At 24.9% G+C, this 17,605-nt stretch carries 19 protein-coding genes; 12 read left to right on the top strand and 7 right to left on the bottom strand.

Going from position 1 to position 17,605, the window contains the following annotated elements; all coding sequences use genetic code 11:
• Window positions 1–110: 110 nt before the first annotated feature.
• The gene (locus ABCP60_RS07625) at window positions 111–1,406 is read right to left on the bottom strand and encodes a DUF1002 domain-containing protein (RefSeq protein WP_195581583.1); all 1,296 of its coding nucleotides are present in this window, start codon (window positions 1,404–1,406) and stop codon (window positions 111–113) included.
• 206 nt (window positions 1,407–1,612) lie between these two features.
• Complete coding sequence (locus ABCP60_RS07620; protein WP_343101552.1) at window positions 1,613–2,551, bottom strand: CAP domain-containing protein; 939 nt, start codon at window positions 2,549–2,551, stop codon at window positions 1,613–1,615.
• Between the two features lie 301 nt (window positions 2,552–2,852).
• On the opposite strand from ABCP60_RS07620, the gene ABCP60_RS07615 reads away from it, so the two are divergent.
• Together ABCP60_RS07615 and ABCP60_RS07610 are read left to right on the top strand one after the other, a co-directional pair.
• Window positions 2,853–3,356 carry a type I restriction enzyme HsdR N-terminal domain-containing protein gene (locus tag ABCP60_RS07615; RefSeq protein ID WP_092925304.1) on the top strand — a complete coding sequence of 168 codons (504 nt, stop codon included), beginning with the start codon at window positions 2,853–2,855 and terminating at the stop codon, window positions 3,354–3,356.
• 703 nt (window positions 3,357–4,059) lie between these two features.
• Window positions 4,060–4,944: a sigma-70 family RNA polymerase sigma factor gene (locus tag ABCP60_RS07610; protein ID WP_092925306.1), complete on the top strand. Its 885-nt coding sequence runs from the start codon at window positions 4,060–4,062 to the stop codon at window positions 4,942–4,944.
• 194 nt (window positions 4,945–5,138) lie between these two features.
• Here ABCP60_RS07610 and ABCP60_RS07605 read toward each other — a convergent pair whose 3' ends face one another.
• Entirely contained in the window at window positions 5,139–5,555 is a 417-nt protein-coding gene (locus tag ABCP60_RS07605) for a DUF3783 domain-containing protein (RefSeq protein ID WP_092925308.1), read from the bottom strand.
• Window positions 5,556–5,736: 181 nt separating this feature from the next.
• Here ABCP60_RS07605 and ABCP60_RS07600 point away from each other — a divergent pair, with 181 nt between their 5' ends.
• From ABCP60_RS07600 to ABCP60_RS07585, 4 genes are all read left to right on the top strand, one after another.
• Window positions 5,737–6,108 carry a GntR family transcriptional regulator gene (locus ABCP60_RS07600; protein WP_092925310.1) on the top strand — a complete coding sequence of 124 codons (372 nt, stop codon included), beginning with the start codon at window positions 5,737–5,739 and terminating at the stop codon, window positions 6,106–6,108.
• A complete protein-coding gene (locus ABCP60_RS07595; RefSeq protein WP_092925312.1) occupies window positions 6,109–6,984 on the top strand; it encodes an ABC transporter ATP-binding protein in 876 nt (291 codons plus the stop codon).
• Window positions 6,984–7,832 carry a hypothetical protein gene (locus tag ABCP60_RS07590; protein WP_343101551.1) on the top strand — a complete coding sequence of 283 codons (849 nt, stop codon included), beginning with the start codon at window positions 6,984–6,986 and terminating at the stop codon, window positions 7,830–7,832. Before ABCP60_RS07595 ends, ABCP60_RS07590 begins: the two co-directional genes overlap by 1 nt.
• Before the next feature lie 93 nt (window positions 7,833–7,925).
• Window positions 7,926–8,603 carry a DUF3298 and DUF4163 domain-containing protein gene (locus tag ABCP60_RS07585; protein ID WP_343101550.1) on the top strand — a complete coding sequence of 226 codons (678 nt, stop codon included), beginning with the start codon at window positions 7,926–7,928 and terminating at the stop codon, window positions 8,601–8,603.
• 35 nt (window positions 8,604–8,638) lie between these two features.
• On the opposite strand, the gene ABCP60_RS07580 is transcribed toward ABCP60_RS07585, so the two are convergent.
• Entirely contained in the window at window positions 8,639–9,238 is a 600-nt protein-coding gene (locus ABCP60_RS07580) for a hypothetical protein (protein WP_272105165.1), read from the bottom strand.
• 200 nt (window positions 9,239–9,438) lie between these two features.
• Between ABCP60_RS07580 and ABCP60_RS07575 the strand changes: the two genes are divergently transcribed.
• The 4 genes from ABCP60_RS07575 to ABCP60_RS07560 all read left to right on the top strand — a co-directional run bounded on the left by ABCP60_RS07575 (window position 9,439) and on the right by ABCP60_RS07560 (window position 12,552).
• Window positions 9,439–10,074 carry a cyclase family protein gene (locus tag ABCP60_RS07575; protein WP_343101549.1) on the top strand — a complete coding sequence of 212 codons (636 nt, stop codon included), beginning with the start codon at window positions 9,439–9,441 and terminating at the stop codon, window positions 10,072–10,074.
• Window positions 10,075–10,144: 70 nt separating this feature from the next.
• Window positions 10,145–11,074: an LCP family protein gene (locus ABCP60_RS07570; RefSeq protein WP_092925322.1), complete on the top strand. Its 930-nt coding sequence runs from the start codon at window positions 10,145–10,147 to the stop codon at window positions 11,072–11,074.
• Window positions 11,075–11,313: 239 nt separating this feature from the next.
• On the top strand, window positions 11,314–11,784 hold the full coding sequence (locus ABCP60_RS07565; RefSeq protein ID WP_343101548.1) for a hypothetical protein: 471 nt from the start codon (window positions 11,314–11,316) through the stop codon (window positions 11,782–11,784).
• A gap of 357 nt (window positions 11,785–12,141) precedes the next feature.
• Complete coding sequence (locus ABCP60_RS07560) at window positions 12,142–12,552, top strand: chloride channel protein (RefSeq protein ID WP_343101574.1); 411 nt, start codon at window positions 12,142–12,144, stop codon at window positions 12,550–12,552.
• Window positions 12,553–12,833: 281 nt separating this feature from the next.
• Here ABCP60_RS07560 and ABCP60_RS07555 read toward each other — a convergent pair whose 3' ends face one another.
• The 3 genes from ABCP60_RS07555 to ABCP60_RS07545 form a co-directional block, all read right to left on the bottom strand.
• The gene (locus tag ABCP60_RS07555) at window positions 12,834–13,163 is read right to left on the bottom strand and encodes a hypothetical protein (protein WP_092925326.1); all 330 of its coding nucleotides are present in this window, start codon (window positions 13,161–13,163) and stop codon (window positions 12,834–12,836) included.
• A gap of 111 nt (window positions 13,164–13,274) precedes the next feature.
• On the bottom strand, window positions 13,275–13,766 hold the full coding sequence (locus ABCP60_RS07550) for a DUF308 domain-containing protein (protein ID WP_092925328.1): 492 nt from the start codon (window positions 13,764–13,766) through the stop codon (window positions 13,275–13,277).
• Between the two features lie 282 nt (window positions 13,767–14,048).
• Window positions 14,049–14,744: a hypothetical protein gene (locus tag ABCP60_RS07545; RefSeq protein ID WP_092925330.1), complete on the bottom strand. Its 696-nt coding sequence runs from the start codon at window positions 14,742–14,744 to the stop codon at window positions 14,049–14,051.
• Between the two features lie 608 nt (window positions 14,745–15,352).
• Here ABCP60_RS07545 and ABCP60_RS07540 point away from each other — a divergent pair.
• Entirely contained in the window at window positions 15,353–16,471 is a 1,119-nt protein-coding gene (locus ABCP60_RS07540) for a 4-hydroxybutyrate dehydrogenase (protein WP_092925332.1), read from the top strand.
• Between the two features lie 112 nt (window positions 16,472–16,583).
• Window positions 16,584–17,309, top strand: a complete 726-nt coding sequence (locus ABCP60_RS07535; protein ID WP_343101547.1) for a TIGR02206 family membrane protein — start codon at window positions 16,584–16,586, stop codon at window positions 17,307–17,309.
• The last annotated feature ends 296 nt before the right edge of the window (window positions 17,310–17,605 follow it).

Genomic DNA, 17,605 nt, shown 5'->3' with positions numbered 1-17,605 from the left:
CATTAATAGATAGAGTAAGATATAGTGAATAGAAGAATAAATTATAATACAAAAAAGGTATCAGATTCTAATCTGATACCTTTTAATTTATAGACATTTTTTAATTAATTTTACTGTGCAGGGGGTATCTCTGCGTTTGAACTATCATTTTGGTTTGTATTTTGTGATGGCATTTCAGTAGAGTTATTCTCACTATTTGTAGTATCTTGTGAATTATTATTTTCTTCATTTGATACTGGTATATCTTTACCTTCATTAGTAGTATTTTCTACATTTGAACTGCCATCATTTGTAGTTGTTGTATTATTTGGCGTTGATTCTTTAGTTGGAGCTTTTTCATCAGATGTAAATAATCCTGTAAGCCAGTTCCATACTTTAGCAAAGAATCCTTCAACTTCTTCACTAGATGGTAAATTAACAGCTTTATCATCTGTAGCATTTATAGTAGCATTTTCACCTAACATTTGGTCATTAGTATTTTCAAGTATACCTAGATCCTTATTTTGCTCTTTACTGAATAAATTACCAAACCAATCTCCAATACCTTCAAACCATCCTTTTATAGTATCAAGTATTCCAGAGTTTTGTATACTTTCACCAAGATCTTTTAAGTTATTTTCAACAACATTAGATACATTTTCTAAAGTATCTTTCATGTCATTGTAATTGTAGTCTTGGCTAGCTATCTTTGACATTAAAGATTCTATTTGTTTAAATTGCTCATCAGATAGATTAACATTATAGTTATTAGTTATATTGTTTATAGTATCAGCAATTTGAACTGTATCCTTAGTGTTATTTTTTATGATTTCTGTTTTTATATCATTTATAACACCAGTAGCTTTATCCTGACCTATTGAATCACCTAAATCACCAGTTGTAACTAACTCTTCTGTAGCTAATTCCTTTTTCTCTTCTGAAAGTGACTTACCTGTAGCATCCTCAAATGCCTTCATAACACCTGTTAATGCACCAGTACCAGATACAGGGAATGGAGCTGCTGCTATTACGTTAGCATTTTCTATTCCTGCAGTAGATAAAGTAGTAGCTATCATTGCACTAGTTACCCAAGTTAAGTTTGCAGTTTTAACATTTATTCCATTTCCTTTTTTAGTTGGCTCAACATAAGAACAAGACATAGTAACTTTACCTAATTGTTCTTCAGTTGCAACTCCTTGTAAGTATTCTCTTTCTTCTTTGTTGTTAACTTCTATTATAACTGCCTGATTTTCATTAACACCAAAGTATTTTAACATTTGTTCTCTTTGAGAAGGGTTTAAGTTAGCACCTAGTGTAACAACACGTGAACCATCAGCAAATGCTACTCCTAAGTTTGCTATTGTTAAGCAAAGTGCAAGAGACAAACCTATAGCCTTTTTCTTAAAATTCTTAAATCCTTTATTCATAAATTTCATTCCTTTCAACTTTTAAAGTTAACCATAATACATTTCCAATATAGTATACTATAAACTATTTTTAGTATAAAGTGGATTACAAGATTGTAATAAAATCTTAATAAATAGTATGATTTCTGTTTGATAAAAATTTAGCATAAAAATTAAGCAAAATAAAAAGATAGTCATTTTTTATGACTACTTTTTTATTTGATTTATTATTTTCCGATAAACATTTGTGTCCAGTAAAGTTGTCCATTACTAGCTTTGGCAATACCAACACCTATATGAGTAAAGTTAGGACTTAGTATATTTTTTCTGTGGCCATCTGAGTTCATCCATGAATTCATAACATCTTGTGGATCTTTTTGTCCCATAGCGATGTTTTCTCCAGCAGCTTTGTAGTTTATACCAAATTGCTTCATCATATCAAATGGAGAACCGTAAGTTGGTGAATTATGATCAAAATATCCTCTATTTATCATATCTTGTGATTTTTTAGTAGCAACATTTGATAATGAGCTATCAAGTGTAAGTGGAGCTAAACCTCTTTTACTTCTTTCAGCATTTACTATATTTACAATTTCTCTTTGATAAGATGAGAAATTACCACTTTGAGCAGTTGAGTTGTCAGGAGTAGAAGGTTTATTATCTACATTAGTGTTATTGCTAGGAGTAGAAGGTTTACTATCTACATTAGTATTATTATTAGGAGTAGAAGGTTTACTATCTACATTAGTGTTATTGTTAGGAGTAGAAGGTTTATTATCTACATTAGTATTATTATTAGGAGTAGAAGGTTTATTATCTACATTAGTGTTATTGTTAGGAGTAGAAGGTTTATTATCTACATTAGTACTATTATTAGAAGTAGAAGGTTTTTTACATGCTTCAGAATTTTTATCAGGATTTAAAGCTGTTACAGAGTTATTTTTTAAATCAAATGAAAATTTAGGTACATTTGCTTTTATAGGACATAGCACGTCTAGTGGAAGTTTAAAGTCAACTCCATTTATACATACATATATAGATTTTTTCTCACAATTAGATTTAATAGTATCTTTAGATAAAGCATTTACTGGTATCATTGAAGATGCGGTTGTAACACTTATTACACCTAAAGCTAATAAAGTTTTTATCTTTTTATTTAATTTCATAAAATAATACACCTCTTTAATTGAATATTTTTAAAATGTTACTGATTTGTAACCTTTGGATTAGGGGAGATCCCCTCGTGAATAATAATAACATACAAAATAACAAAAAATATACTGTAAAGATATGTAAATGGTTATCTAAAAATGTCGAAATATAGATAAAATCTTGAAGGAAAGGCATTATAAATTTATAATGTAAGTGAAATTTTAGCTATTAAAGATTGAAAAATAAACAAATGTGGTATACTATAAAAAGGTAAAGATTTACTATAAAAGCTTTAATAAGAAAGGAGATATTAACATGTCAAAACAATTAGTAAAAGAAAGAGTTATAAAATATTTAATGGAAGATTTATTAGTTCCACATGATATGATAGATACAGATGTACCTTTAGCTGAATTTGAAGAAGGAGCAGAAGGAACATTAGATATAGTAGTTAACGTTAAAGATGAGGAAGATTACTATGCACCAGTTATGATAGTAACTTGTATGGATGAAGATATAGAACTAGAAGGTGAAGTAGTTCAAAAGCAAATAGATTTCTTAGAAGATGTTGACAATATGACTATGGCAGGAAGATTAGTATTAACTAATGGAGATTCTATGATGTATGCTGATTGGACTGGAGAAGAGTATGATACAGAAGCTTCACTTCCAACATATGAACAAATGGTTAAAGAATTCTTTGAAATGGAAGAAATAGCTAAAAAGCATGAAGAGGCTCATAATCACGAAGGATGCGGTTGTTCTCACGAAGAAGGTCATGAATGTGGCTGTGGAGATGATTGTGGTTGTAAACACTAATAAACATACATATATAAGTACAAAAAATCCTCTTACTTAAGAGGATTTTTTATTACAAATATATTAAACTAATAAAACTAAAAACTTATTAAATAAAACTCTTTAAGTAAGTAGAATTTATATTTGCTTGACTAGATTTTTTAATGGTGGTATTATTAAATAGTTGAAAAATAACTATAAAACCGCAAGTGTTGGGGCAAACGCTAAGGATTTATTAATAGGGGACTTATCAAAGTCGTTCGGGAAAAAAGATTGCTATAAAGCAGTCTTTTTTTTCTTTTTGGAATAAATTTTATAATAATTATTCAACTTTGCTTTGAATAAGAACTAAAGCTTTATCTAATTTAAAATTATATATATTTATATATATTTTAAATAGCCTAAGGATTTATGTGATATATTCAAAAAAATTAAAAAAATATAAAAAAAAGAAGGAAATTTGGTAAGTAAGAGAGAATAGTAGAATAATAAATATATTGACTAAAAGATATAAACATGTCTTTTATCAAATATAATTAAAGGAGAACTCTTTTAAAGTACATAGATAAAAATTGTATATTAAATTCTTTAAAGAATTATAATTTTTTATGTGCTATAAAAGTATCTTAAAAGGAATTTTTTAATATTAGTAATCATATTATAAAATTAAGTAAAGGTAATTTAATATATTAATTACTGAACTATATGCAAAAGGGGTTAGATTATGGGGGCTAAAACTGAAAACACTTACGAAAATTATATTTATTCAGACTCATCAGGTGGATCAAATGCAATGAAAATGTACTTAAAGGAAATAGAGGAGTACAAAATGCTATCTGCAGGTGAAGAAGTAGAACTTGCTAAGGAAATAACTAACTCTTCATTAGAAGCGAAGGAAAAATTTATTAATGCAAATTACAGATTAGTTGTTAGTATAGCAAAAAAATATAGAAAAGAAAATGTAGATATGTTAGACCTAATTCAAGCCGGAAATATTGGTTTAATTAAAGCTGTTGAAAAATATGACTATACAAAGGGATATAAATTTAGTACTTATGCTACTTGGTGGATTAAGCAAAGTATAACAAGATACATAGATGATTGTGAAAATACTATTAGAATACCGGTACATCTTCATCAAAGAATAAATTTTGTAAAAAGGAAAAAGCAAGAACTTGCAAACATATTACAAAGAGATCCCAAAATTGAAGAATTGGCAGAAATATGTGAGTTAGAAGTAGAAAAAGTAATAGATATATTGAAAAGGGATAAGAATGTAGTATCACTAGATACACCTATAAAAGAAGATGAAGATAGTAGTTTAGTTGAATTTATACCATCGGATGCTAATTTTGGTGATGTAGTTATGCATGAGGTTGAAAAAAATAACCTAAGAGAAAAGATAGAAGAACTATTAACAGGTCTTACTGAACAAGAACAAAGGGTACTTAGAATGAGATTTGGTCTTGATGATGATATACCAAAAACCTTAGAAGAAATAGGTAAAGTTTTTGGTGTAACTAGAGAAAGAATTAGACAAATCGAAGCTAAGGCAATAAGAAAGTTAAGACACCCAAGTAGAATTAAACAACTTAAATATTTTTATTAGTATAAGTAGGAGATATCTCCTACTTATTTTTTTAGATAATATATAAATTAACTTTTATATATAACTTAAATAAACGACAAAGGTTTATATTTTGTTTTAGAATCGAAGTTAGTTTACTTACTTAAATCATAGCACAAAATAGTCAACAAAACATCTAAATATTGATAATATTTAGGAAAAAATGCAAATATAAATTAGTGATTTAAAGTATTACCACTATTTATTGCATTTCTTTCATTAATTAAATTGTCTATTAAAGTATTTAATGACCAGGAAATATTGTCCTCTGTAACTACAGCCATTAAAGGTCTATTTATTTTAAATTTTCTTAAGTTATCAGAAAATCCACTTATCTTAGTATGTGCTATATTATTAAATATAACAGCCCTTTGATTTATACCTTGGACACAAGTGTCATCTATATTACCTTTTATTATGTCATCTATTTTAGAGTTTGCATTATCTTTATTTAAAGTGCAAACATCTTTTATTCCTAATAATTTTAATATGTTTTTAATCATTAAAGTATCTTTTGCATTAAAGTTATAAACTATAACAAAACTTCTCTCATTATTTGTAGTGCATAAGCTGTTTATTCTTTTAAAACTCATAACATCCTCCTATATTTTAATTATAGTAATTATTATTACCCATTGTCATTAACATTTAAATATATTTTAAAAATAATTATCAAATAATAAAATTAACTTGCTATTTAGTATAAAATGTATTACCATTTTTAAAAAATAGGTTAGTTACTATATTAACTAACCATTTAGGTAAGGAGGTTGCATGAAGCTTACACTAAATGAAGAAGAACCAATATTTATTCAAATAGCAAAAGCTATAGAAGATGAAATACTAATAGATGAAATAAAAGAACATGAACAAATACCATCAACTACTGAAATATCAAAGCTTTATAAAATCAACCCAGCAACAGTATTAAAGGGGATAAATACGTTGGTAGATAAAGATGTAGTTTATAAAAAACGAGGAATTGGTATGTTTGTAAATGAGGGTGCTAAAGAAATTATAAGAAATTTTAGAAAAGAAAACTTTAAGAATATCTTTATAAGGGAATTATTGATAGAAGCTAAAAAACTTCAAATAGAAAAACAAGAATTAATAGATATGATTAAATGTTACAAAGAGGTGGAGTAAATGAATATAGGGGTTAAAGTAGAGAATTTAAGTTATAGTTTCAAAAATCAAAAAATATTAGACGATATAAATATAGATTTTCATGAAAATAAAATATATGGTCTTTTAGGTAAAAATGGGGCAGGGAAAACTACACTTTTAAATATAATAACTAATCAACTATTATCAAAAGAGGGTAAAATATATATAAAGGGGGTAGAGGCAAGAAAAAATCCAAGTATATTAGAAAATATATGTATAGTTAGAGAAAAAGAATATTTAAATGAAGATGCCAAGATAAAAGACATATTTGATATATATTTTTATTTTTACAAAAACTACGATAAAAAACTTCAACATAAGCTTTGTAAAAAATTTAATATAGATACAAAAAAGAGGTACAAAAATCTGTCAAGAGGATTAAAAACATTAGTATTTAATATAATCGGAATATGTTCTAATGCCGATATAGTAATATTTGATGAACCAACTATAGGCCTTGATGCATTAAATAGAGTAGAGTTTTATGATTTATTACTAGATAATTATATAAATTACCCTAAAACTATAATAATAGCAACACATTTAATAGATGAAGTTGAAAATCTATTGGAAGAGGTAGTAATAATAAATAATAAAAAAGTAGTTTTTAATGATAGTATAGAAAATTTAAAGGAGAACTCAGTATATATTAGTGGAAACAAAGAAGATCTAAATAAGTTAGACATAGTTAAAAATAAAAAGCCTATTAAAACCTTTAGAAATAATGAAACTTATGCATATTATGAAAAGTTAAGTAAAGAGGAATTAAACAAAATTAAAGAGTTAAGTTTAGATATAGAGGCAATGAGCCTTCAGGATATGTTTATAAGTATTTCTAAAGAGGAGATAAAATAATGAAAGAATTAAAACCATACTTAAAGATGTTAAATAAAAATACATATATATACATGTTTATTCTTTTACTATTAATTATTGGAATAGATGGAATGAATTTAATAGGTGCTATATACACTAAAAATTATACAATAGAAGATAATTTTCTAATATTTAGAAGTGAAACCTATTATATATTAGGACTTATGATGTTTATATGTTCAATTTGTATTTCACAAAAGGACTTTAGTATTGCGATAAGCATAAAAGGTGACAGGAAAAGTTATTTAAAAAGTATGATTTTATATATCATATGTATGTGTTTTGTATTTACTATAATTGGTGTTGGTGTAGAGTTTTTAGAAAGCACAATACTAAATGGATTTACTGGATATGATGCAGTAATAATTAGTAGATCTATCTTTTGGGAAATAAGTGAGGTATTAAATAAAATTCAAGAAGAAACAACAGGAGGTAGTTGGGCTACATCATTAATATATACAACTAGGGATGATACATTATTATATATACTAGATATGATTATAAATATATTTATAAACAATTTTATTTTTAGTGCTCTAGGTCTTTTTATAGGAGCATTAGTTTATAGGCTTAAAAAAGTAACTATTCTATTATTATTTGCAGGAATGCCAGTTTTATCTATAATTTATCTATTAATAGAATTTTTTAAAGGTAAGTATGGTTTTGTAGAAAAGTATATAGAGACTTACTGGTCAAATTTAGGTCATATAATATATGCTTGTCAAAATATATTAGTAAAAGCATTAATAGCAACAATATTTATAACTGGTGCTATATTATTACTAATAAAAGCACCGATAAAAGAATATTCTCATGATTTAATATAGAATTTTAACACCAATTTAAAGTTAATTAATATTATACAAATATATAAAGTCATATATATAAGTATATAGATATTAGTTTAAAGAGGTGAGTAAATGGAAAATTGTTTGTATATATCTAAAGTTAATATAAGCAGGGATAGTGAATTTTTCATATATGATATAAATTATCCTATTATAAAGCTTAAAAAAGAATATATTTGCCAAGAGAAATTTGACTTATATGTAATAAATGAAATAAATAATAAGATATATAAAGATGTATTAGATTTTAAAAATAACACAAAATTAGAAGCTAAGGAATATAAGAAGCTGTATGATACTAAGATAAGTAAAGAATGCAAGGAATGTGTAAAGTATAAATACGAAGTATATATTAACTACGAAGCAACTTATAATAGAAATAGGATAATAAGTATACCTATGACTAAGTATAAATTTAGTGGTGGAGCACATGGAATGACTTATTTAGAAAGCTACAATTATGATTTATTAACAGGTGAAATGTTAAAACTTAAGGATTTATTTAGAGAAGGTGTAAATTATAAAAAGCTTATAAATGATTTTATAAGAGAAGAAATTATGAAAGAGCCTGAAAAATATTTTAAAGATGATTATGGATTTAAAGGTATAAGTGAAGATCAAAGTTTTTATATAGATGAAGATGGCATAGTTATATATTTCCCACTTTATGAAATATCACCATATTATGTAGGTATACCAAAGTTTAAATTGAAGTTTAAAGATTATAAAAAATATTTAAAGTACAAATAAAAAATCTAGCCTAATTTAGGGCTAGATTTTTTATATTAATTTCTGCACTTTTTACATTCACATTTACAGTGACAATCATGATTATGATGATGATTTTCGTCATCTGAATTTCTTATACAATTTTCTCTAAAGCAGTCTACTGTATCATCAAACGCATCTTCTAAATCCTCTATTAAATCTGCTATATCATCTTGATTATCTAAAGCTTTTAAAACATTTCTTATACCTTGAGCTTGATTAGGTATAGCTTCATCATTAAACTCGTCTACAACATCTCCTAAATTATCTACTATATCCATTAAGCAATTAGTTAACTTATCAAGCTGACATTTTGCATTAGCTACATCATCTCTTAATGCTAATAAATTAACATTATCAAAATTATCTAAAGCATTTTCTAAGTTATTTATAGCATCTTCATTTTTATTATCTATTTTATCAATTAAGTTATTAGTTCTTCTTACCTCATTTTGGCAGATCCTTGGTCTAGAACTTTCTCCATTATTACATCCACAAGAATAATTTGGATTTATCCAATGATGATTGCAATTATTATTCATGCAATTACAATTGCATCTATTATTACATCTATTATTGCATCTATTATTACAGTTATTAAATTTTTTACAAATCATAATCAAAACACCAACCTTTTAAATTTAGTAAGAGTAAACCCCTTTAATCTTATATATGAAATAAAAGAAGTGTTTGTGCTAAAAATTAAATTATTATGTAAAAAAATATACAAAAATAAAACATGTACTTTATGGTAAATGTATGTGCTATAATCATATTAATTATATTGAGGAAAATATAAAATTAGGAGTGAATAGATATGAAAGTATATGATTTAACTCAAAAATTACATGATGACATGTTAGTATATTCGAAAGGAATATGTCCAAATATAAAAAAAGTAGCAAATATAGAGAATGATGGATATGAAGAAACTTTAATAAGTATGTATTCTCATAATGGAACTCATATAGATGCACCTAAGCATATGAATAGCAAAGGAAAAAGTTTAGATGAGATGGAAATCGATAATTTCCTAGGAAATGCTTTGCTTATAGATGTAAGTAATATGAAAAAAATAGAACTAGATTATATTAAAAATTTTGAAAAGGATATATTAGAAAGTGATTTTATAATATTTAAATCAGGATGGAGTAAATATTTTAATAAAGATTTATATTATAAAAGCTATCCCACACTAACTAAAGAGTGTGCAATTTATTTAGGAAATACATCTATAAAAGGTATAGGAATAGATATGCTATCAGTGGATACTTATGAGTCAAATGATTTTGAAATACATACTATATTATTTGAAAAAAGTAAAGTAATAATAGAGAATTTAACTAATTTAGAAAGTTTACCAGAAAAATTTCTATTTATAGCTGCACCTTTAAAATATGATAATGCAGATGGTTCACAGGTAAGAGCTATAGGCATAGTTAATTATCAATAAAAAAATATTATAACTATAAAATGAATGAAGAAAGTGAATAATCAAGTGAAAATTTAAAGGATGTGAAAAATTGAAAATCTTTAAGAAAAGAAGTATATTATTAGCATTATTAATAATCATAATACCAATATTACTATTAGTAGGGATAATAAATAAATCACAAAATAATAAAAAAATAACTATAAATCCACAAAATATAGAAGAAGATATTAAAAGTAATAAAAATATAAATATAGCATTATTTGGATTAGATAGAAGAAAAGATAATGAACCAGCTCGTTCTGATTCTATTATGATAGCAAGTATTGATTTAAAAACCAAAGAAATTAATTTAGTATCACTTTTAAGAGATACTTTAGTAGATATAAAAGGTCATAAAAAAGACAAATTAAATCACGCTTATGCCTATGGAGGTGCAGAACTTGCACTTGATACTATAAATACAAACTTTGATTTAGATATAGATAAATACTTGGCTGTGGATTTTTATAGCCTAGCTAAGGTTATAGATATTATAGGTGGAGTTGATATAGATTTAAAAGATTATGAAGTTGAAGAGATAAATAAAAATCTAGTAGAATTAAATAAAATAGAAGAACTAGATAAAAAAGCTGATTACATAAAAGGAAGTGGAATTAAGACTTTAAATGGTCGTCAAGCTGTAGCCTATTCTCGAATAAGAAAAAAAGGTAATGGAGATTATGAAAGAACTGAAAGACAAAGAAATGTGTTAAAAGGGCTTTTAAAAAAGTATGAAGAAAAAGAAAAGGATGAGCAATTTGAAATGGCTATGGCAATTATAGGAAAAGTTAGTACTAATATACCTATAAATGATATTAAAAAGCTTAAAAGTATTATTAATGAAAATATAAACTTCAAAGTAAGTCAGAATATGATTCCTTATGAGGGTAGCTTTAAGAGTACTACTTATAAAGGAATGTGGTGTATAGAAGCTAATATGGAGGATAATATAAGAGTTTTACATAAATATATTAAGTAAAATGACCCTACGTCTGAAAAATTGACGTAGGTTTTTTAATGAATATATATTATATACTTACAATGAGTATAAATCTTGGAATATAAATAAAAAATAGTATATCGGTTAACATATAAGAAGATTTAGGGGTTAGATAAAAATAGTTAGATTGTATAAAATATAAAAATAAGAAGTAAGATATATAACAAAGTGTATTCTTATTATATGTCTTAAAATTTACAACAAAGGAAGAAAAACAAATGAAAAGATTTTTAAGTTTATGTGTTGCTGGAAGTTATAGCATCTTAATAGGAGCGTCTGTTGGAGCTATCACATGGTTATTTTTAACTTTAATATTTAGTGGAATAGACTTGATATGGTATGACTTTATATTTAAGATTAATAATAACTACTTAGTTTTATTTGTATGTATTTTAGGTGGCATTATGGTAGGATTATGTCAAAAATATTTTGGGAAATATCCAAAAACAATGCCAATTGTTTTAAAGGAGTTTAAAGAAACCAAAAGAGTTGAGTATAAATCGTTGCATAAGTCAATAATATCAGCATTGATTATTCTTTGGTTTGGAGCGAGTCTTGGGCCAGAGGCAGCATTAAGTGGAATTGTAGGAGGATTAGTTACTTTATCCGGTGATTTACTTAAATATGGATTTAAAAGAAAAGAAATTGAAAATGATCTAAATGAAATTTTAATTGAATCAAGTATATAATCAACTATAGGTATCATATTTGCTGCTCCATTATATGGTTTTTATAGTTTAATAAGTAATAAAGATAAAATAAAAAAAGCTAAGACAATAGTATATGTATTAACTATATCCTGAGGTTTTTATGTATTTGATTTATTATCAAAACTTGATAATCGAGCATCATTTATAACAAGATTTTCAAAGGCTAATATAGGCAAAAGGGAACTATTATTTTTTATACCTCTTTTAATAGTAGGATTTCTTTTAACATTGTATTATAAAAAAATGGGAAGTGTATTAAATAAGATACTAAAACCTTTAGATGATTATAAAGTAATAAAAGCAGTTTTAGGAGGGGGATTATTAGCAATATAAGGTATAACAATACCTTATATATTTTTCTCTGGAGAACATGAGTTAAAAGATATAATATTAAATTGGAAAAGTCTAGGATTAGCATGGCTTCTTATAATATGCTTTTTCAAGCTTTTAGCAACAGAGTTATGTATTTCAACAGGATGGATTGGAGGGCATCTTTTCCCTATAATGTTTTCTGGAATTACTATGGGGTTTGCTATCTCGATTATATTTGGAGTAGACCCAGTATTCTCAGCATGCGTAGTTGCTACTACTTTTTTAAGTGCGATAATGGAAAATTATATTGTAGCAATATTTTTACTTGTGTTATTTTTCCCAATAAATCTTGCTATTTTTATAATAATATCGGCAATATTAGGTGTTGAACTTATAAAAAAGTACAATTCAACACAAAATAATTTATTGAACTAATGACATAATTATTAATGTAAATTAATATGTGTATAGTTTATTTTAATTAAATATTTTATATGTAATCTTATTTGTAAATATATAAAAAGGACAGAATAATTTTAAAAATTAAACTGTCCTTTTTATATATTTGTAATTTGAATATCTAAAATAGTTCAATTTAAAGTTTTAAAATATAATACACTTTGAATCGGATTTTTACTTATAAAAATGGTTCATTAAGAAGGCGAAAATAATTAAATAACTTAGTGTCTTAAAGTTTATATAAATTTTACACTCTTTTAAGATTTATTTATGTATCTTTTAGAGTTTAAAGGATAACTTACTACTTTTAGTTCATAATGATTTCTTTCTCTATTATCTTTTTTAAAGTGAATTTCAGAAATTTCCATACCATTATAATTTTCATCTAATGCAGATATAAATTTACCCAAAAAGTTAGCTAAAGAATTAGTATCATTAACTAGACTTTTATCAAATGATAGAGCATCTATATTAAAAACTGACATGTTAGAATGATGCACAAAATGTTTATTAAACATGCAGTTACTACAAGTAGAAAAATTATCACAATTTATAACAGATTTAAAAGAGCATAGTAGTTTATCCACAAGCATCCCTCCTATATATATATATTTAGTTTATCATTTTAATTAAAACTCATACATAATAATATTTTTATACAAAAAAAAGCTAGTCAATTGACTAGCTTTTAGTAATTACTATAATTTAAAACCTAAGTATATCTCAAATATAGCAGATATTATAAAATAAATTCCTATTATAAATGGAGTATAAAGTAATATCTGTATAGGATTTATAAATATTAATAAACCTAATATTACAAGACATATATTGTATAAAGTATTTGCATTAAACCCAAAAGTTTTTCTTTTAAATGATATTATAAATAGGTAAAGTCCTCTTACAAGTGCCCATATACCATATACAAATATTAATGAACTTGTAGTAGATATAGGGAATAACCATAATATAAGACCAAATAATACGTTTATAATACCACTAAAAATATAGTGAGATTTGTCTGTTGACTTAAATGCTCTAATTAATGTAAATATACCTGATACAATTAACATTATCCCAGCAATAGTTGTGAAATTAAAGTATGATTGTATTGGATTAGTAAAAAATAATACACCAATTATTCCAAGTAATATACCTTCTATAATAAGAAGAGCTTCAAGTTTTTTCATAAAGTACACCATCCTCTTATAGTATGATTCTTTTATTAAATTATTATAAAATAATTACTGCTACTTAATAAAAAAACTATACTTATATTGTTTGGGCTTTATATATATGGATCCATAGTTATAATATAAAAGTCCTTTTTTGTATTATAACACAGAAATTTGTAAATATTTGTAAATTAAATATTCTAAATAGTACGAACTTCTACTAATACAAAAAGGTTTAGGTTTAAAATTAATATCATAGAATTGAAAAAAGCAAAGAATTGTACACTCTTTTTTATTTTAATCAAATTTAAATGGGTTAATCATTATAGCATTATTATATAAAAATGGATAAGATTTATTTAAATATTCAAGATAATAAATCCATTGAGCAGCAGTGTTTTTATAAACCCTTAAAATATCATTTTCTAAATGATGAATATCTATTTGGTTTTGATTACCGTTTTTATAAAAAGCAATTTCATCTCTTAAATGTACAACAGACATTAATAAATCAGTAAATACTTCATGTTGATGTACACTTTCATTACCAATTAAGTTTATAAATAGATTACTATTAGTTACTAATATATCTTCAATAGCATCTAAATCAATATATCGCATATCGACTTTATAATCATGATTTATTATACTATTTTTAACTTTTACTAAATCATCAAAACAGATTATGTAGTTTTTAGCCTCTACATCACCATTTATTATTAAACGCATTAGCTTAAAGCCCACCTCTGTGAAGAATATTCCAACTAACATATTTATTTTATCTAGCCTTTCCTTCTTAGCTCTATAATCTATTAATTTTTCAAGTATTATAGTTACAACTAAACTGTTTATAGGTATAAAACATAGATTCATAAGAGAATAATAGGCGGTATTTACAGCTTGGCCAAAAACTAAATAATGTACAAAAAACATCACAGCCGATAGAAAAATTAATATAAGTGATACTATAAAATAGTGTTTAAATTTTTTCATATTACCTCCTAATAAAAATTAGATATCTAATATTATACCATAGGATGCAAAGTAGTTATTTTAAAATGTATTATATTATTGCTAAGTAATACTTGGTATACAAGAGATAATAAATATAAAACACAAATCTATGATGATATATAATAGCTTATTATTTGTACTAGGGTTTGCTTTTGATTCAACACTATTTAAAGCCGTAGTTGATAGTTCTAGATTTAATGTAGTTTGGATATTAATCCTTGTTTGTATATTTGTAAGATATGGACTTCTTCTTAATCCTATAAAGTAAGTAAAAGAACAAAATAAGATTCATGAAGAGAAAGAGTTTGGTAAACTTATAAATGAGTAGACAATATACAACTTCTTAAAGATAGAGAATTTAAAATTATTTATGCTTTAGGAGGTTTTTTAGTGTAAAAAAACTATAATAATTAAAAAATAGTAAAATGAATTATAATCTCTATACATAAATATTTAAATTATATTATGGATTTTATCTTTAATTATATATATAATTAAAGATAAAATTAGGGAAAAGTTTTAAATAGGAGTAATATATGATGGAAATTAAAAATGGTTAGATTAATAATACATAAGGAGAAAATTATATGAAACAATTAAAACTATTAACAGAAATTCATTCTTTCGAAAATTTTAAAGAGTTTGTAGATGAATTCAAATTAGAAAAGAATGATTTAATATTAACTCGTAGTTCTATATATAATGGATTTATAAAGGATTTAAACTTAGATTGTAATTTGGTTTTACAAAATGAATATGGAAATGGAGAACCAAATGATGAAATGATAAATGGCATAATAAAAGATATAAAAGATTTAGATTATAAAAGAGTTATAGCTATAGGTGGTGGAACTGTTATAGATATAGCTAAATTGCTAATATTTAAAGATGTTGATGATTGTGTAGACTTATTTGAAAGAAAAGTAGAACTTGTAAAAGAAAAAGAACTTATAATAATACCAACAACTTGTGGAACTGGAAGTGAAGTTACAAATATATCTATAGCAGAAATAAAATCTAAAAACACTAAGCTAGGTTTAGCATGTGATGAATTAATTCCAGATTATGCAGTTTTAATACCAGAATTAATGAAGAACTTGCCTTTTAATGTATTTATGTCGAGTTCAGTAGATGCATTAATACATGCTATAGAATCTTTTGTTTCACCAAAATCAAATTCATTTACAGAGTTATTTGCTATAAAAGCAATTGAGATAATCATTAAAGGATACAAAGAAATTGTTGAAAATGGAAAAGAGTATAGAAAAAATTTATTAAAAGAATTTTTATTGGCTAGTAACTATGCAGGAATAGCATTTGGTAATACTGGAGTGGGAGCAGTTCATGCTATGAGTTACCCATTAGGTGGAGTTTATCATGTTCCTCATGGAGAGGCTAACTACCATATGTTTACAGAAGTATTTAAGCTTTATAATGAAAAAAATCCAAATGGAAAGATAAAAGAAGTAAATAAGGTATTAGCTCAAACCTTAGGATTAGATGATGAAAAAAATGTTTATTTTGAAATAGAAAAATTATTGAATAATTTATTAACTAAAAAACCACTTAGAGAATTTGGAATGAAGGAAGAAGAAATAAGTATATTTGCTCAAAGTGTTATAAATACACAACAAAGACTATTACAAAACAATTATGTAAAGATAAGTGAAGAAGAAATGAAAAACATATATATTAAATTATATTAATCAAAATATAATTAAAAGTCTCCTAAAAATAATTGGATTAATTTAATATTTGCAAAAAAGCTTATAGCAATTTATAATATTGAAGGTATACAATCAAATTAAGGAGACATACATGGGTAAATTTTATTATTTTTTTAGGACATCTACAGAACAAAATAATTTTGTTAACTTTGGAATTATACACATAATATTATTATTGACAGCTTTTTTTGGTAGTTTACTTATTATAAAATCAAAAAAGGAAAGTAGATTATTTGAAGTTTTTACTGGTAGTATATTATTAGTTCAACAATTAACATTATATCTTTGGTACTTTGTTGGAAACTATAATTTTATCAGAGAAGGTCTACCATTATTTCATTGTAGGATAGCAATACTTATGTTGGCAATAGGATTGATTTTTAAGAAAGATTTCATTTGCAAAATGGGATCTTATTGGGGAATGTTTGGTTCAATATCAGCGTTAATATTTTTAGGGCTAGATCCTTTTTTATTCCCTCATATAACTCAATTCTCATATTTTATAGGTCATATACTATTACTTTGGGGATCTGTTTATTTACTATTTGTAAAGAAAATAGGTATGAGTAAAGATGATTTTAAGAAAATACTTATTACAACAAATTTATATCATATAGTAATATTTTTTGTTGATAGAACAATAAATGCTAACTATGCATATATGAAATCATCACCTATTGGTATAGGCAATAATTTAAACCCATTTTTATATGGATTTATAGTTATGATGATTTTTAATATAGTTTTAAGTATAGAATATATAATTATAAATAAAAAAGAAGATAGTTCTGTAGAAGAATTTTATGAGGTTGCATAAATATTTTAAACAAAAGTACTGGGAATTAAAAATTTCCAGTACTTTTTTATTAATAAAATAGTATTTGATTTAATTAAATAATGTTTTAATATAAAAATATTATAAATGATTATGATAAATTGAAAGTACCCTATTTATATGAGATAATAAAATGTATTAAGGAAGGAGAGGATTTTTTTGAAAAAAAATAAATATTTTGAGAGTGTGTGTGAGCTTCTTGATAAATAAGGAGCAATAATAAAAGTCCTTATTTATCAAGAAGCCTTTTAAGAATAAAAGCTGATAAATAAAGGAGA

This window comes from Romboutsia sp. MSSM.1001216sp_RTP31141st1_G3_RTP31141_220114, from assembly GCF_039031195.1.
Taxonomy (GTDB): Bacteria; Bacillota; Clostridia; order Peptostreptococcales; family Peptostreptococcaceae; genus Romboutsia_C; species Romboutsia_C hominis.
This window is presented reverse-complemented; position numbering and strand designations above follow the sequence as displayed.

Coding starts and splice junctions, on each gene's coding strand:
- ABCP60_RS07625 (WP_195581583.1), bottom strand. CDS start 1,406: ATGAATAAAGGATTTAAGAATTTTAAGAAAAAGGCTATAGGTTTGTCT.
- ABCP60_RS07620 (WP_343101552.1), bottom strand. CDS start 2,551: ATGAAATTAAATAAAAAGATAAAAACTTTATTAGCTTTAGGTGTAATA.
- ABCP60_RS07615 (WP_092925304.1), top strand. CDS start 2,853: ATGTCAAAACAATTAGTAAAAGAAAGAGTTATAAAATATTTAATGGAA.
- ABCP60_RS07610 (WP_092925306.1), top strand. CDS start 4,060: ATGGGGGCTAAAACTGAAAACACTTACGAAAATTATATTTATTCAGAC.
- ABCP60_RS07605 (WP_092925308.1), bottom strand. CDS start 5,555: ATGAGTTTTAAAAGAATAAACAGCTTATGCACTACAAATAATGAGAGA.
- ABCP60_RS07600 (WP_092925310.1), top strand. CDS start 5,737: ATGAAGCTTACACTAAATGAAGAAGAACCAATATTTATTCAAATAGCA.
- ABCP60_RS07595 (WP_092925312.1), top strand. CDS start 6,109: ATGAATATAGGGGTTAAAGTAGAGAATTTAAGTTATAGTTTCAAAAAT.
- ABCP60_RS07590 (WP_343101551.1), top strand. CDS start 6,984: ATGAAAGAATTAAAACCATACTTAAAGATGTTAAATAAAAATACATAT.
- ABCP60_RS07585 (WP_343101550.1), top strand. CDS start 7,926: ATGGAAAATTGTTTGTATATATCTAAAGTTAATATAAGCAGGGATAGT.
- ABCP60_RS07580 (WP_272105165.1), bottom strand. CDS start 9,238: ATGATTTGTAAAAAATTTAATAACTGTAATAATAGATGCAATAATAGA.
- ABCP60_RS07575 (WP_343101549.1), top strand. CDS start 9,439: ATGAAAGTATATGATTTAACTCAAAAATTACATGATGACATGTTAGTA.
- ABCP60_RS07565 (WP_343101548.1), top strand. CDS start 11,314: ATGAAAAGATTTTTAAGTTTATGTGTTGCTGGAAGTTATAGCATCTTA.
- ABCP60_RS07550 (WP_092925328.1), bottom strand. CDS start 13,766: ATGAAAAAACTTGAAGCTCTTCTTATTATAGAAGGTATATTACTTGGA.
- ABCP60_RS07545 (WP_092925330.1), bottom strand. CDS start 14,744: ATGAAAAAATTTAAACACTATTTTATAGTATCACTTATATTAATTTTT.
- ABCP60_RS07540 (WP_092925332.1), top strand. CDS start 15,353: ATGAAACAATTAAAACTATTAACAGAAATTCATTCTTTCGAAAATTTT.
- ABCP60_RS07535 (WP_343101547.1), top strand. CDS start 16,584: ATGGGTAAATTTTATTATTTTTTTAGGACATCTACAGAACAAAATAAT.